This window comes from Acinetobacter sp. WY4 (assembly GCF_018438165.1).
Taxonomy (GTDB): Bacteria; Pseudomonadota; Gammaproteobacteria; order Pseudomonadales; family Moraxellaceae; genus Acinetobacter.
In genome coordinates this window covers 2,665,418-2,680,008 of sequence record NZ_CP053947.1, presented here as the reverse complement: position 1 = coordinate 2,680,008, position 14,591 = coordinate 2,665,418, and the positions used below count along the sequence as shown (strand labels likewise).

Below are 14,591 nucleotides of genomic sequence, written 5' to 3'. Positions count from 1 at the left end.
AAACTTATCAAATAAAACCCAACTCAATCAATCTCAACTAAGTCACTGTTTTATCAGAAGTTTTAATCTTCATCACCGCCGATGGATGTGCATTCTACAGGATTCCCAACCCAATACAACCCCTATTTTTAAATAATTCAGCAAAATCATCACGACTGTTTATTTATTCTACAAAAAATACAGGTTTTTCTATTTTTCACTCAAAATTTACTCAATTATTGATGTTTTAAAGTAGTTTATTTACTTATCAATGGGTATTTCTAGTTAATTTAATTGCTATATCTATCTAAAAATTTTTTATTGTCTTTATTTCAGATCAAACACAACAGATGAGTTAATAAAATAGATTGACTATGGAATCCCTTACCCATTTTAAAAATATAATCCTCATCCATCCATTAAAATTCCATTCAACAAGATAATCACTCTATAGATAAACTCTGGTTAAATTGTTGAATGATTAAAATTAAGAGTGAAGCAATGCGAGAAGAAAGCAATCTTCAATGCACAGTTTTATTAGATGAAAAATAATTTAATAGGGATTCGAGCATTCACCATGATAGCCACCGATAACAATTGTATATTTTTTATTCACATTGAATTTCAGGCATAAAAAAACCGCTTAACGCGGTATCTTTTATCTCGACCATCTTGAAGGAGATGGTCGGAGCAGTAGGATTCGAACCTACGACCCCCTGGTCCCAAACCAGGTGCACTACCAGGCTGTGCTATGCTCCGATTTCAACTTTAAAAGTTGGGGTGAATGACGGGATTCGAACCCGCGACAACTGGAATCACAATCCAGGGCTCTACCAACTGAGCTACATCCACCATCATTTTGATTCTTAACATCAAGCGACCAAATGGCGCGCCTGACAGGATTCGAACCTGTGACCATCCGCTTAGAAGGCGGATGCTCTATCCAACTGAGCTACAAGCGCGTTACTGATGCAAACATCATTTGCCTTGAAGAATTGGTCGGAGCAGTAGGATTCGAACCTACGACCCCCTGGTCCCAAACCAGGTGCACTACCAGGCTGTGCTATGCTCCGATTCATCTCAGCTTTCGTATCGAACATCGTTCGGTACGGTGTGCATTCTAGGCGCGACGCCCGGAGACGTCAACACCTATATTTAAAAAAAACCGAAAAAACGCTTCAAGCGTTTATTTATCAATCGCTTCAGACATTTTTTATACAAATTTTAACGTTTTAGTCCGGCACTAAAGTTCAGCATGCGATCTAGAGGCAGTTTAGCTCGTTCAGCAAGTAGCGGATCGACATGCACTGCCTGATCTTTATGCTGTAACACATGCAAGATACCATCCAGCTCGTTCATGGCCATCCAAGGACAATGCGCACAAGAACGACAAGTTGCCCCCTCTCCTGCGGTTGGTGCTTCAATCAGAATTTTATCCGGCACTGCCTGCTGCATTTTATAAAAAATACCGCGATCAGTAGCTACGATTAAACGCTGATTTGGCAAAGTTTGTGCTGCTTTAATTAATTGTGAGGTACTACCCACCGCATCGGCAATCTCGACCACAGACATCGGTGATTCGGGATGTACCAGAACTGCCGCATCTGGATAGAGCGCTTTCATATTGGCAATACCGCGTGAACGGAATTCTTCATGCACGATACAGGCGCCATCCCAGAGCAACATCTCTGCACCGGTTTTTTTCTGGATATAACGACCCAGATGCTGATCTGGTGCCCAGATGATTTTTTCGCCCAGACTGTCCAGATGTTCGATAATTTCCACTGCACAACTTGAAGTGACGACCCAATCGGCTCGGGCTTTCACGGCCGCTGACGTGTTGGCATAAACCACCACGGTATGATCCGGGTGCGCATCGCAAAAAGCGGCAAACTCATCGACAGGACAACCTAAGTCCAGTGAACAGGTCGCTTCCAAAGTTGGCATCAGCACGGTTTTATTGGGTGAAAGAATTTTAGAGGTTTCGCCCATAAATTTCACACCAGCTACCACAAGCGTTGAAGCTGGATGATCGCGACCAAAACGCGCCATTTCCAGTGAATCGGAAACACAGCCCCCCGTCAGTTCAGCCAGTTCTTGCACTTCAGGATCACAATAATAATGCGCCACCAAAACAGCATCCTGTTTTTCCAGCTCTGCCTTGATCTGTGCAAATTTGTCCAATTTTTCCTGCTGGCTCATTTGATGTTCTTGTGGAACACCTAAACGATCTAAATGCGCCTGCACAATCGATTTAGCTTCATTGGCTATTAATTTGGTCGCATCATTCATAACAACTCTTACTCTACCCTCATGGTTCACTATTCAATGAACCTTTCACCCTACATCCCGGTCATCTCTGGCGAAATGCTATTTTTGACCAGTCATTAAAAATCATTAAGTATAAAAAAAGCCCCACAACGGAGGCTTTATAAACAATCTGAATTATGAGCGATAATCTGCATTGATTTTTACGTAGTCATACGACAGGTCACAGGTATAAACCGTATCTTTTGCCTGACCTCGTCCAAGATCAACACGAATCGTCATTTCAGCCTGGGCCATCACACGTGCACCGGCTGCTTCAGTATAGTCTGCTGCCGCACCACCATCTTTGCAGATTTGTACATCATCTAACCAAACCTGAATTTTTGCAACGTCTAAATTTGGCACACCGGCATAACCAATCGCTGCCAGAATACGGCCCCAGTTTGGGTCAGAAGCGAAGATTGCGGTTTTGACCAGCGGTGAATGCGCAATGCTATAGGCAATATCGCAGCACTCTTGAGTATTGCCACCACCTTCTACAGTCACGGTAATGAATTTAGTCGCACCTTCACCATCACGTACAATCAGTTGCGCAAGGCGTTTCATGGTACGTGTCAATACGTCTAGCACCACTGCATAACGTGGATCTTCAGTCGAAGTGATTTCAGCACCACCGGCCTGACCTGTGGCAATAAAAATACACGAGTCATTAGTTGAGGTATCGCCATCAATTGTAATACGGTTAAACGATACATTGACTGTTTCAGTTAATAACTGTTGAACCAGTTCACGGCTGATCGGTGCATCCGTCGCAACATAGCTCAGCATGGTCGCCATATTCGGGCGAATCATGCCTGCACCTTTGGAAATACCGGTCATGGTATAAGTCACACCATCCAGCTCGAACTGTTCTGACGCACCTTTCGGAGTAGTATCTGTGGTCATGATTCCAGTCGCTGCATCGCCCCAGGCATCATCACGCAATGAATCCAGCGCAGGCTGTAAACCTGTAAGCAAACGCTCCATTGGAAGCTGCTCACCAATCACACCAGTCGAGAATGGCAACACTTCAGCAGCCTGTACGCCTGCAAGTTCAGCTAACTTGGCACAGGTGGCTTCTGCATTTGCCATGCCTGTAGGACCTGTTCCTGCATTGGCATTGCCGGTATTGATTACCAGGTAACGTGGATTTCCCGCTTGCAAATGTGCTTTAGATACATGCACTGGTGCTGCACAAAAGGCATTCTGGGTAAACACCCCTGCAACATTGGAGCCTGCAGCCAGTTCAAATATCACCAGGTCACGTCGGTTCTGATAGCGCACATAGGCTTCAGCCGAACCAATTTTAACCCCTTTCACCACATGCATCTGTGGCATAGATACGTCACCAACTGCCATTTTAAAGTCCAATATTGAAGTTTTAGAAAAATACAGCTTAGTTGATCTGCAACAAAAAATCGAGCCAAAGCCTGAGCCAGCCTGAGATTTGTTATGGATTTTCACAATAAAAAACCAGTCATCAAGACTGGTTTCTACATTTTTAAAATAAGATATTTTTAATTTTGTGCAAGTTGTCCAGATTCGCTTAGCAAAGCCTGTTTCGCCTGTTGTTGACTTGCAGTAGAAAGTGCCGGATTTGTAGCAACAATACGGTCTGCATTTGCCGCATTGGCAGCTGCAATCGCAGCCGTCTGCAACACAATCGGACGATTCTGGTTGGCAAAGGTATAACGGATGCCGGTACGTGGGCTTGCCACAGTCACTTGTGCATCGGTACGTTGTACTTGAGCAGTGTTAGTACCCACCGCTTGCTGAACTTTATCAATTGTTGTGGTCGCTGCAGTTTGTGCAAAACTTAAGGCAGGCATTGCCAAAACGGCAATCATGAGCGTTTTTAATACTTTTTTCATTCAGGTTATTCCACTTTGAGGTGTTGAATGAGCCATTAAATAGCATTTAATTCTTAAGACTGCAAACAGTATTCAATTTTTGAAAACTCTTCATACATAAAAAAATCAGAGCCATGTGGCTCTGATTTTTAATAGCGTTTAGATCTTGCCATGACACTGTTTGTATTTCAGGCCTGAACCACATGGACAAGGTGCATTACGACTTGCCGGTGCTTCAAAGACTGGTGCTACCGGATTGGCCTGAGCATTTTGCTCGGTCGTCACCTCATGTTCGCCTGCCAACAAGCCGTCAAACTCTTCATGAGATAACTGCAAACGCATTGCCTCAGCCTGTGCCTGCTGCTGTGCTTCCATTTCCGCCAGCTCTTCAGGGGTCGGTACGTGGATGCGTGACAGATCTGTTACGACATCTGACTTGATTGTACCGAGCATGTTTACAAACAGGTTATAAGCTTCTTTTTTATATTCCTGCTCTGGATTCTTTTGCGCATAACCACGTAAATGAATACCTTGACGCAGGTAATCCATCGCTGCCAGATGCTCTTTCCAATGACGATCCAGAGAATTCAGCATAAAGTGACGTTCAAGCGAAGCTGCAGATTCTTCACCCATTTGTTCACGACGTGAACGGTAGCGGTTCAGTACTTCATCGGTAATGCGCACCACCAAAGCTTCTTCATCCAGACGACGGTCCTGTTCCAGCCATTGTCCGATAGGAAGATCCATCGAAAGATCTTCACGCAGCGCCAGTTCCAGACCTTCAATATCCCACTGGTCATGAATCGATTCAGGCGGAATATAGTTGGCGATTACACCCTGCATCACTTCACGGATCATTTCTTCAATATAATCCTGCAGTGAATTTTCTGCCAGAATGTCGTCACGCTGACTATAAATGATCTTACGCTGTTCGTTATTGACGTCATCGTATTTTAGCAAGTTCTTACGAATATCGAAGTTACGTGCTTCCACTTTACGCTGCGCATTTTCAATCGAACGAGACACCATTTTGTGCTCAATCGCTTCATCTTCCTGCAAGCCCATAGCACGCATCATGCCGACTACGCGATCACCGGCGAAAATACGCATCAAGTCATCTTCAAGTGACAGGTAGAAACGTGATACACCCGGGTCACCCTGACGACCAGCACGACCACGCAGCTGGTTATCGATACGGCGTGATTCATGACGCTCAGAACCGATAATATGCAAACCGCCAGAATCCAGCACGGCCTGGTGATTAACATCCCATTCTGCTTTCAGACGCGTTTCATCTTCAGGAGTCGGGTTTTCAATTTTAGCCAGTAATGCTTTCCAGTTACCACCGAGCAAAATGTCGGTACCACGACCGGCCATGTTGGTGGCAATCGTCACTGCACGCGGCGCACCGGCCTGCGCAATAATATCGGCTTCACGTTCGTGCTGTTTGGCATTCAGTACTTCATGCTGGATACCTGCAGCTTTTAGCTTATCCGACAGAATCTCAGAAGCTTCAATCGTTGCTGTACCAATCAAGATTGGCGCAACACCTGCTTCATGCACACGCTGAATTTCTTGAATAATCGCGTTATATTTCCCTTCACGATTTAAGTAAATTAAATCGTTATGGTCTTGACGAATCATTGGACGGTGAGTCGGAATCAGTACCACATCCAGGCCATAAATTTCTTTCATTTCCGCTGCTTCGGTATCAGCAGTACCGGTCATACCGGATAATTTTTTATACAGACGGAAATAGTTCTGGAAGGTTGTGGTTGCCAGAGTCTGGTTTTCTGGCTGGATTTCCAGACCTTCTTTGGCTTCTACGGCTTGGTGCAAGCCTTCAGACCAACGGCGTCCCGGCATGGTACGACCGGTATTTTCATCGACAATAATCACTTCACCATCGTTAATGATGTATTGGACATTACGTTGATAGAGATAATGCGCACGAATCGCTGCAGTGGCATGATGCAACAGGTTCAGGTTCGACGCTGAATACAGGCTCTCGCCTTCTGCCAGCAAGCCCATTTCAATCAATTCACTTTCAATGGTTTCAAAACCCACTTCCGTAATTTCAACTGAACGCTGTTTTTCATCAATCCAGAAGTGACCGCCATCCGGCACTTTCTCTTCTTTCTGTGCCTGTAATTTTGGTGGAATATTATTGATGGCTGCATAAAGCTGTGAAGAATCTTCACTTTGACCGGAAATAATCAACGGGGTACGCGCTTCATCAATCAGGATCGAATCGACCTCATCGATAATGGCATAGGTCAAACCACGCTGCTTTTTCTCTGCTAGCGAGAACACCATGTTGTCACGCAGGTAGTCAAAGCCAAATTCGTTATTGGTACCGTAAGTAATATCGGCACGATAAGCTTCCGCTTTTTCCATCGGATTTTGCATGGAATAAATAATGCCGATGCTTAGACCTAAAAATTCGAATAATGGACGGTTTAACTCGGCATCACGTTGCGCCAGGTAATCGTTCACGGTAATGACATGTACACCTTGGCCACTGATGGCATTCAGATAACAGGCCAAAGTACCCATCAGGGTTTTACCTTCACCGGTACGCATTTCTGCGATTTTGCCTTCGTGCAAGGTAATACCACCGATCAGCTGCACGTCATAATGACGCATGCCCATCACCCGCTTCGCGGCTTCACGACAGACTGCAAATGCTTCAGGCAATAGTTTATCGAGGGTTTCACCCTTATTATATCGTTGTTTGAATTCTTCAGTTTTTGCAGATAAGTCTGCATCGCTAAGGGTAGATATCGTCGGCTCGAGCACATTAATCTTGTCTACGATTTTACGCATGCGTTTGAGTTCGCGCTCATTTTTGGTACCGAAGATTCCTCCGATCAGACTTGCCAACATGAATAGACTCTCTAAATCTTGCTTGTCAAATGAATATGTTCTTAGTCGTTATTATGGTGCTAGAAATTTGAACTACAAGGGTTTTGCTGTAAAACCGCTAAAAAAATCTGATCCTTAGTTCTAGCCCTAAGATCTAAGGCAAAGTAATGTAGCAAATTTTCCCTGTGCAACATAGTCAATTAAGTGACTGATTTTTGCGCTTCTGGATAGATGGATATCCTACTTATGCAATTTACTCATAAAGAAAGCAAAAAACACTATTTTTAATCATAAAAAAATTGATTCATATTAAATCGTATCTCGACACTAAAAGACCAATTGAGGCTAAAAAGATGAGTTTACGTCTAGGCGATACCGCACCGAATTTTGAACAGCAATCCAGTGAAGGCCTGATTAATTTTTATGATTTTCTGGGTGATAGCTGGGGCATTTTATTTTCACACCCTGCCGACTATACACCGGTATGTACGACTGAGCTCGGCTATACCGCAAAACTGAAAGATGAGTTTGCAAAACGTGGGGTTAAAGCCATTGCCTTGTCGGTCGATGATGTTGAATCGCATCATGGCTGGATTAAAGACATCAATGAAACCCAGAACACCACGGTGAATTTCCCGATCATTGCCGATCAGGATCGCAAGGTTTCCGAGCTGTATGACTTTATCCATCCGAATGCCAGCGAAACGCTAACAGTTCGTTCTTTAGTGGTCATTGATCCCAACAAAAAAGTCCGTTTGATTATTACTTATCCTGCATCGACCGGTCGTAATTTCCATGAAATCTTGCGTGTGGTGGATTCACTGCAACTGACAGATAGCCATAAAGTAGCAACGCCTGCAAACTGGCAGCATGGCGATGATGTGGTGATTGTCCCTTCATTGAAGGATGAGGAGGAAATCAAGCAACGGTTTCCAAAAGGTTATACCGCGGTTAAACCTTACCTGCGCTTAACGCCACATCCTGAGCAAAATTAAAAGGACTCCTTTTTAATTTTTCGCAAGACAAGCGAAGCGCGTAGCACAGGATAAGATGGAGCTCGTAGTAAAGAATAAGAGAAACTCTATTTTTCCAGATTTTATGTTTTATCGAATACGACATTGACGTGCCACGGATTCGATTTGTTGATACAACCTGTCTTCGGATAGGCTTTTTTATATTCAAAATTCCATATCCACTTTAAACTTGAAATAACAAAAACAACATCTATGCTCTGTATGAAAATCTGCATATTTCCAATCTTGATGAGCTGCCTCCTGACAGGTTGTATGACCACGCCGGCCCTGCCTGAACCTCAACGTCCTCAGCATTGGGGACAGCCCATTCATCAGAATCATAATTTTCATCAAATCAGCAATTTTGTCTATCGTAGTGAGCAGCCTTCAACTGAACTCATTCCTTTATTAAAAAAGCATCAAATCGATGTAGTTATTAATTTACGTTCACGGGATCAAGACAGCTTTGTTTTGAGCAATGAAAACTTTCAGCTACATCATGTACCCATACATACCTGGGCAATTGATCGGGAAGATTTATTGAAAATTATGCTACTGATTCAGCAAGCACAACAAAATCACCAAAAGGTGCTCCTGCATTGTTATCACGGTTCAGACCGCACTGGTGCAAGTGTCGCCATGTACCGAATTATTTTTGAACATTGGCCGATTGAGCAGGCGCTACAGGAAATGAAACATGGCGGTTATGGCTTTCATGCCATTTGGAGCAATATCGAAAAGTTATTCACGCCTGAAAATGTAAAATGGATTCGCGAGCAACTCAAGAATCCATCTACAGAAACTTTGATTAATACAAAGAATTAACGCTTATCCAGTGGCACCCAATCGTTCACCCAAGCTGATTTCATATTCAGGCTGGCATCAGACGCAATTTTCTTACGGAGTGCATCTGCAGTCTCACGGTCTTTGGACGGACCCACCATGATACGTACACCTTTAGACGTTGAGCTTTTGGTTACTTTATAACCTTTGGCACGCAGTTTGGCTGCTACAGCATCTGCATTGGCTTCATTCGCTGCTAGTGCCACCTGCACCATCCATTGCTTGTCCTCTTCACCTTCCAGTAACTTACGCGCCTGTTCAGCTTCTGCTTTCTTCTTGGCTTCTTCGGCTGTAGCCTTTTTCTTGGCTTCTTCAGCTTTACGTTTTTCGTCAGCTTTACGTTTTTCCTCGGCAGCTTTACGTTCAGCTTCTTTCTTTTCAGCCGCTTTACGCTCTTCCTCGGTTTTACGTTTTGCTTCAGCCGCCTTACGTTCTGCTTCGGCTTTTTGCTGTTGCTCTAACTTGCGTTTTTCTTCAGCGGCTTTACTTTCAGCAGCTTTACGCTCTGCTTCTTTCTTGGCTGCGTCAGTAGAACTATTGGCTTTTTGTTGGTCCAGCTGCTGCTGGGCTAACTTTTTTTCTTGCACCGCTTTTTCTTCAGCCAGACGTTTCTGCTTGGCCTGTTCATCTTCCACCAGTTCTGGTGGAATATTATCGGAACTTTGCTGTCCTAGGCGGTGTGCATTCAGGGCAGCATATTCTTCAGCCGCTTTACGTGCAGCATCTGCTTCAGCCTGCTGTTGCATCGCTAAAAATTCGGCTGCACGCGCCTCCTGTTCTGCAACCGCTTTTTCGCGATCACGGCGTTGCTGTTCAAGTAAACGCTTTTCTGTTTCTACATCGACCGTCAAAGAACCGAGCGAATGATTGCCTGCCTCTTTATTTTCAACTTCCGCAGCCTGTGCCGGATTTTGCTGACGGTCCTGATTGATTTCATCTTGGCCTTTCAGGAGTAATGCTGCCAATAAAACACCACCACCGAGTAAAACAACACCGCCCATCCAGCGCTGTTTGTTATTCATTGACATTCTTCCAAATACTCCCATACCGCTTCTAAGGTATGAAATGATCCACATACCAAAATCAGCTGATTATTATCTGTTTGATCCAGTGCTGATTTAAAAGCTAATTTTACATTATCAAATTGTTCTACCGCCTCACCGCTTAAAGCATCAGCCAAAACTGTGACCTCTGCCGCACGTGGGACGAATAATGGTGCAATTTTCCACAATTGAACCGTGTCTTTCAATAACTTGACGACAGAATTTATATCTTTATCTGCCAGCATTGAAAATACACAAATGACTTCATTATATTTTTGATTGTAATTTAAATAATCTCGTAATTGTTTCAGTAGAAATTCGACCCCATGCGGGTTGTGTCCTGCATCAAAAATCACGGTTTTATTCTGGATTTGACGGATTTCAAACCGTCCCGGCAATTTTGCCGTTTGAATGCCTTGTGCAATTGCCTGCTGGCTGACGTTTAATCCGCTCAGCAGAATGGCGGCCACGGCGGTAGAAATATTATCCAGTGCCAGCGAACCTGTTGGGAGTTTTAAGGTCGTACCCGATGAAGCAAAAGCCCAGCTTTGGCCATCTTCAAAGGCTTTATAGAAATAATCACGGTTGATTGCATACAAAGATGCATTACATTCTTGAGCTTTATTTAGAATGGCTTGCGGGATCTGTTGCTGTCCACCAAACACGACTGGAATATCCGGGCGAATAATTCCGGCCTTTTCAAAAGCAATTTTCTCGATGGTGTCACCAAGCCAGTCAGTATGATCCAGACCAATATTGGTAATCACCGCCACATCCGGATTGACCACATTGACCACATCCAGACGGCCGCCTAAGCCAACTTCCAGCACCCAGACATCACAGCATTGATCTTTAAAAATCACAAAAGCAGCCAGTGTCGTGGCTTCAAAGAAAGACAGGCTCAAACCGCATTCGCGACGAGCCTGATCGACCTGAACAAAAGCATCAATCAGCAACTGATCTTCCACTTCAATGCCGCGCAATTTAACACGCTCATTGAAACGGTACACGTGGGGGGATTGATATAGCCCGACCTTGAAGCCTTGCGCATTCAGGATCGCGGCCAGCGTGGTGGTGGTCGAACCCTTACCATTGGTTCCTGCCACCGTCAGCACTTTGGCCTCTGGAGATGTCACGCCCAGCTTTTCAGCCACAGGAATAACCCGTTCCAGACCTAAATCAATACCCGTAACGTGAACATGGCTCCAATAATCGAGCCATGTATTTAAAGAATCTGTTGCTAAGGGTGCTGTGTTCAATGCAAATTCATCAACTTCGTAACGATACGATAAACTGTATCACGTAATGCATGACGGTGAACAATCTGATCGATTACCCCATGATCAAGCAAATATTCCGCGCGCTGGAACGGTTCTTCCAGTTTTTCACGTACAGTCTGTTCGATCACACGTTTACCGGCAAAGCCAATCATCGCTTTCGGTTCAGCAATATGTACATCACCCAGCATTGCCAATGATGCGGTCACACCGCCGTACACTGGATGAGTCAATACCACTACATAAGGCAGACCTGCTTCTTTTAAACGCTGGATCGCAGCCGAAGTACGCGCCATTTGCATCAGGGACAACATGCCTTCCTGCATACGAGCACCACCCGAAGCAGCAAAACAGATCAAAGGTTGACGAGCTTCAATCGCATGTTCTGCAGCCTGAACAAAGCGGTCACCGACCACTGTGCCCATAGAACCGCCCATGAAGTCGAACTCAAACGCACAGGCAATCATCGGTACGCCTTTCAGCAAACCTTGAATTACTACCAATGCTTCGGTTTCACCAGTTTTCTTTTGTGCTTCCGCCATACGGTCTGGATAGGCTTTACTATCGACAAATTTCAGCGGATCTTTGGCTATAAATTCCTGACCCAATTCTGTTTGTACCTGATCAAAGAACCAGTTCAAACGCTCACGGGCTTTCATACGCAAATGCTCATCACATTGCGGACATACATAGGCATTGAATGACATGGCAGTACGGGTCACCAATGCATGACATTCAGGGCACTCAATCGTAGGCTCGGTAAATGTCGCTTTATATGCCGTTTGCTCATCGGGTACCTGAATGCCCGGAACAGTACGCTCCGTCCATGGGGTCGATGGGCTCAGAATTTTGCCTGATTTCACTTGTTGACTCATACTAACTCATCGAGCGCTGCTCGAAGCTCCTTGACTTTATTCACCGTCGCAATAACGGCTTGTTCTGGTGCGAGCGTTGCAAACTGCTTTACAAACGCACTACCCACAATAACTGCATCGGCAGCAACACCCATCGCTTTCGCAGATGCAGCATCACTGATACCGAAACCTACGCCTACAGGAACATCAGTCACAGCTTTAATCTTTTGAATGCGTGCAGCGGCTTCAGAAACATCTAAAGTTGCTGCACCGGTCACGCCTTTCAGTGACACATAGTAAATAAAGCCGCTGGCCTGTTTTGCTACATGTTGAATACGTGCATCGGTTGAAGTGGGTGCCAGCAGGAAAATCTGATCCATGTCATATTTTTCCAGTACTTCACCCAGACTTTTTGCTTCTTCTGGTGGCAAGTCCACCAGAAGTACGCCGTCTACTCCACATTCATAGGCATAAGCCACAAACTTTTCATAGCCAATTACTTCAACCGGATTCAGATAACCCATCAGCACCACTGGTGTTTCGCGGTCTTTCAAGCGAAATTCTTTCACCATATGCAGTGCATCCAGTGTATTGGTTCCACCTGCCAAAGCACGTTCAGCAGCTAGCGCAATCACTGGCCCATCTGCCATCGGGTCTGAGAAAGGAAGTCCCAGCTCAATCACGTCGACACCCGCCTCCACCATCTCATGCAGCAAAGGCACTGTGACTTCTGGATGCGGATCACCCGCCATGACATAAGAAACTAAAGCTTTACGCTGTTGAGATTTAAGTTGTCCAAATCGTGTGGCTAAACGTGACATAGGGTGGTATTTTCCTTAACGTGTTTCAAACTTGAGGCATTGACTATGTAGAAATACAAGACATCGCATTGTAACGCTATTTTTTGTCCAATGAACAGTCTGCGATACCGACCTCGAGTACTTCATTTCCTGTGCGAAGATTTCAAAACAATTCGGAAGGGTCTATTTACGATTATTTTGATTTTTTTCACAATGATCAAAGATGCCTAATTTTGCTATTACCTAAAATCTTGAATATTTAGATAAACTTATTTTTATCATATAAAAATTAATAAAAATGCAGATGTTAGCGCATTCATTTAAAGTTTTCTGAAATTGCAAAACCTGCTTTATACTAGTCCTATTCTCTTACTTTTTTATCTCCTATGCAGACTGATTCTGAGGCTACAGTGCAGGCACGCGCCATTGCACTGCTGCCGCTTATTGTATTTTTAACCATATTTTTGGGTAGCGGGATCTATCATTCCCTGATCGGAACCGAGTTCGCGTTCTATCAGGTGAAAGCGCCTGTCGCTGCCCTGCCTGCGATTATCTTGGCTGCATTAGTGTATCGCGGCAAACTCAACCAGGGCATTGAGGAATTCCTCAGAGGTGCCAGTCATCCAAACTTAATCCTGATGTTTATGGTGTTTATGCTGGCAGGTGCTTTTGCCAGCGTCAGTAGCACCATTGGCAGTGTGGATGCCACCGTGCAAATGGGCCTGTCGGTGATTCCACCCACATTTATTCTGCCGATGTTATTTGTGATCTCGGCCTTTATTGCTACGGCGATGGGTACCTCTATGGGCACCATTGCAGCCTGTGCGCCGATCGCTTTTGGATTTGCCGAGGTCACCGAGATCAATGTAGTTTATGCGGTTGGTGCGGTCGTTGGTGGTGCCATGTTCGGTGACAACCTTTCAATGATCTCGGATACCACCATTGCTGCAACGACCAGTCAGGGCGTACAACTGCGTGACAAATTCAGAGTCAATGTCTGGATTGCGGTTCCAGCCTCAATCGTGACTATTTTGATTTACGTGTTGAGTAGCGGTAGTAGCAATGCAGTGGAATACAGGGACTTCAACTGGCTTCTGGTCTTACCTTATATCGCCGTATTTATTTTAGCCTTTAGCCGTTTACACGTTCTGGCTGTGCTGAGCATTGGGGTGTTACTTTCCGGCTTGTTTGGCCTGTTTGCCACAGCTGAATTTGATCTGCTCAAACTGAATACTTCAATTTATGACGGCTTTGTCGGCATGTTTGAAGTGGCGTTATTGTCGATGTTCCTGGGTGGCCTGTCGGCGATCATGCAGCGTGAAGGCGGTTTACGCTGGCTGATCGAGCGTATTTATAGCCTGACCCGTCTGTTTAAAGTTGGGAAGCAACGTGCTGGCGAAATCGGGATTAGTTTTTTGGTGGTGTTTTCGAATATCTTTGTGGCCAATAATACCGTGGCGATTATTCTGTCGGGTGATATGGCGCGTGAAGTTGCCAAAGAATATGGCGTGGATCCTAAGCGTTCTGCAGCACTGATGGATATTTTCTCCTGTGTGGTGCAAGGGTTGATTCCCTATGGCGCACAGTTACTACTGGCCTGTTCCATTGCAAAAATCTCGCCGGTTGAACTGATTGGTGGTGTGTACTATTGCTGGATTCTGGCCATTTTTGCGATTGCGGCGATTGCATTTAGATTCTCCAAGATCAAAGCCAGCGCTTAACCTCACCATTTTCTTCAAATAAAAAAGCGACCTGTTTGG

General features: G+C 44.8%; 11 protein-coding genes and 4 tRNA genes. 3 read left to right on the top strand and 12 right to left on the bottom strand.

The features are described 5' to 3' along the window. Window positions 1-661 precede the first annotated feature (661 nt). From G4D73_RS12560 to secA, 8 genes are all read right to left on the bottom strand, one after another. Window positions 662-738 (bottom strand) — tRNA-Pro (locus G4D73_RS12560). A 17-nt stretch (window positions 739-755) separates the two neighbouring features. After that, window positions 756-831, bottom strand: a tRNA-His gene (locus tag G4D73_RS12555). A 33-nt stretch (window positions 832-864) separates the two neighbouring features. Continuing rightward, window positions 865-941: transfer RNA gene (locus G4D73_RS12550), tRNA-Arg, on the bottom strand. Between the two features lie 34 nt (window positions 942-975). After that, a tRNA-Pro gene (locus G4D73_RS12545) sits at window positions 976-1,052 on the bottom strand. A gap of 151 nt (window positions 1,053-1,203) precedes the next feature. Next, window positions 1,204-2,271, bottom strand: coding sequence for a quinolinate synthase NadA (gene nadA / locus G4D73_RS12540; protein ID WP_213686890.1), 1,068 nt, complete (start codon window positions 2,269-2,271; stop codon window positions 1,204-1,206). 153 nt (window positions 2,272-2,424) lie between these two features. Next, complete coding sequence (argJ, locus tag G4D73_RS12535) at window positions 2,425-3,645, bottom strand: bifunctional glutamate N-acetyltransferase/amino-acid acetyltransferase ArgJ (RefSeq protein ID WP_195725617.1); 1,221 nt, start codon at window positions 3,643-3,645, stop codon at window positions 2,425-2,427. A gap of 158 nt (window positions 3,646-3,803) precedes the next feature. After that, window positions 3,804-4,157, bottom strand: coding sequence for a hypothetical protein (locus G4D73_RS12530; protein ID WP_004281675.1), 354 nt, complete (start codon window positions 4,155-4,157; stop codon window positions 3,804-3,806). 138 nt (window positions 4,158-4,295) lie between these two features. Continuing rightward, the gene (gene secA / locus G4D73_RS12525) at window positions 4,296-7,022 is read right to left on the bottom strand and encodes a preprotein translocase subunit SecA (protein ID WP_213686889.1); all 2,727 of its coding nucleotides are present in this window, start codon (window positions 7,020-7,022) and stop codon (window positions 4,296-4,298) included. A 332-nt stretch (window positions 7,023-7,354) separates the two neighbouring features. On the opposite strand from secA, the gene G4D73_RS12520 reads away from it, so the two are divergent. Further along, window positions 7,355-7,996 (top strand): peroxiredoxin, encoded by a 642-nt coding sequence (locus G4D73_RS12520; protein WP_005106108.1) that lies wholly within the window; start codon window positions 7,355-7,357, stop codon window positions 7,994-7,996. Window positions 7,997-8,236: 240 nt separating this feature from the next. Next, window positions 8,237-8,839 carry a dual specificity protein phosphatase family protein gene (locus G4D73_RS12515; protein WP_213686888.1) on the top strand — a complete coding sequence of 201 codons (603 nt, stop codon included), beginning with the start codon at window positions 8,237-8,239 and terminating at the stop codon, window positions 8,837-8,839. Here the strand turns inward: G4D73_RS12515 and G4D73_RS12510 are convergent. Genes G4D73_RS12510 through trpA form a run of 4 tightly spaced genes read right to left on the bottom strand, consistent with a single transcriptional unit; the run spans window position 8,836 to window position 12,852 of the window. Next, window positions 8,836-9,879, bottom strand: a complete 1,044-nt coding sequence (locus tag G4D73_RS12510) for an SPOR domain-containing protein (RefSeq protein WP_129717557.1) — start codon at window positions 9,877-9,879, stop codon at window positions 8,836-8,838. The two genes, G4D73_RS12515 and G4D73_RS12510, sit on opposite strands and share 4 nt — an antisense overlap. Then, window positions 9,876-11,159 carry a bifunctional tetrahydrofolate synthase/dihydrofolate synthase gene (gene folC, locus G4D73_RS12505; RefSeq protein WP_180087607.1) on the bottom strand — a complete coding sequence of 428 codons (1,284 nt, stop codon included), beginning with the start codon at window positions 11,157-11,159 and terminating at the stop codon, window positions 9,876-9,878. The genes G4D73_RS12510 and folC overlap by 4 nt, the downstream gene beginning before the upstream one ends. Next, entirely contained in the window at window positions 11,156-12,052 is an 897-nt protein-coding gene (gene accD, locus G4D73_RS12500; protein WP_004645174.1) for an acetyl-CoA carboxylase, carboxyltransferase subunit beta, read from the bottom strand. Before accD ends, folC begins: the two co-directional genes overlap by 4 nt. Beyond that, a complete protein-coding gene (gene trpA, locus G4D73_RS12495; RefSeq protein WP_005106102.1) occupies window positions 12,049-12,852 on the bottom strand; it encodes a tryptophan synthase subunit alpha in 804 nt (267 codons plus the stop codon). The genes accD and trpA overlap by 4 nt, the downstream gene beginning before the upstream one ends. Window positions 12,853-13,217: 365 nt before the next feature. On the opposite strand from trpA, the gene G4D73_RS12490 reads away from it, so the two are divergent. Continuing rightward, window positions 13,218-14,552, top strand: a complete 1,335-nt coding sequence (locus G4D73_RS12490) for a Na+/H+ antiporter NhaC family protein (protein ID WP_213686887.1) — start codon at window positions 13,218-13,220, stop codon at window positions 14,550-14,552. The last annotated feature ends 39 nt before the right edge of the window (window positions 14,553-14,591 follow it).